Source organism: Limosilactobacillus coleohominis (assembly GCF_016901675.1).
In the GTDB taxonomy this organism is placed as follows: Bacteria; Bacillota; Bacilli; order Lactobacillales; family Lactobacillaceae; genus Limosilactobacillus; species Limosilactobacillus intestinavium.
The window spans coordinates 1-1,607 of sequence record NZ_JACJKU010000136.1; the positions used below are offsets into that span (position 1 = coordinate 1).

A 1,607-nucleotide genomic window follows, 5' to 3' on the forward strand; every position below is an offset into this window, starting at 1 on the left:
CAATTACCGTGTGTGTATTTTTTGGGGTAATTGTCCTTTTTTATTGTCATCATATACAAAAACGGCACTGATGAAAACTCATCAGTACCGAATAGTGTAGAACCTTTTTTTCTTGTGTTTGAATACAGATTAGTGCTAATGTTATTACGTTAAACTTTTCTGGAGGATGAAAATTGAAAAAATATCAAATCGAGATTCCAGAATCAGCAAAAGAAATCTTAGATCTGGAAAATATGGATTACTCAATGCAACTAGAGCATAATTCAATACTAGTTCGTCCATCAAATGTGATTGATCTGATTCCTCAGATCCACTTTTGGTGGTATGGTGCTTTAGCATTAATATCTGCTTGTGCTTTTTTGATATATGCATTAACTAACCATCTGCACCTTGTTCCTTTGAGTGGTTACAATTCGATTGCGGCCGCGTCAATTATTTTAAGTGCATTGTGTGGAACGTTTCTTTTTGCGGTTACGTTTATTGTACAAAAAATCAAGGAAAAGGGGCCCGCTAAGGCCTTCACTTGGCGAAGTTTACCACCGTTGATTGTTGCGTGTGCAATGATCATTGTATTTATCATGTTAGCGTTATATTGGCTTTTTGGAGAGTTATTTAAAGGCCTTCAATTAGATATTTATACTTCAACTGTGCTAGTTTTTATTGCGGTTGCAATGGTTGATTATTTAATGATTAATTTGGCTATGACCATTTCACCTGGCATCATTACTAACCTGATGACCATCATGATTGTCGGCGGTGTCGGTTTTTCAATGCTAACGAATTCGACCAAGGATTGGTGGAAATATAATTTTAGCTTCTTGGGAACTGCCAAAAATAGTACCCACTTGTCTTTTAATATCACTTTAGTCTTTTCGGGATTGTTATTAATGATTTTAGTTGACTATTTGTTTGTTAACCTTAATCGTAAATATAAAGGGTGGAAGATCAATATCTTACGTGGACTACTTTCTGCGCTTGGTGTTTGCATGGCATGCATTGGTCTTTTTCCTAACAATCCTCAATTTCATATTTTGCATGACCGAATTTCAATGTGGTTAGTTTATTTATTGCTGATTCTAATTATTACAGTTCGGTGGCTATTACCTGAAGTAACAAAAGAGTTTCTAAAAGTGTCGTATATTATTGGGGCAGTCATGTCAATTGATTATATTGTATTTAAGGCATTTACATATTTGTCACTGACAGCTTTTGAGTTAATAGCATTTATTTTGGCATTTGGATGGGTATTATTGGTTCTTCAATACATTGAAAATTTAGTGAAGAATAATGTTAGGATTTTTCCGGTAACCATTAAAGTAATGCCCGAGGATTCTGCTCAAAGGACTAAAACAATTTAATCTTTCAAATATGTTTGGATGTGTAACGCAGGTTGGTTACACTTCTTCACAAGGAGCAAAGAGACTTAACGTTCGTTTAACCGGTTCTTTGTCAATCGGTACTGATAATATAATTTACAGTTCAAGCAGTCATTTTGCTTGGGCTGTTTTTGTTTTGCAATTAGAACTAACTGTTAAGTGAGAGTTTTTTAATGCAATCAATATTCTAATTCTAAAATGATAAAAATTTCTGAAACCATAAGCCGTTCG

General features: G+C 34.3%; 1 protein-coding gene. It reads left to right on the plus strand.

Going from position 1 to position 1,607, the window contains the following annotated elements; translation table 11 throughout:
• Positions 1–173: 173 nt before the first annotated feature.
• The gene (locus H5975_RS08005) at positions 174–1,358 is read left to right on the plus strand and encodes an ABC transporter permease (RefSeq protein ID WP_204785598.1); all 1,185 of its coding nucleotides are present in this window, start codon (positions 174–176) and stop codon (positions 1,356–1,358) included.
• Positions 1,359–1,607 lie beyond the last annotated feature (249 nt).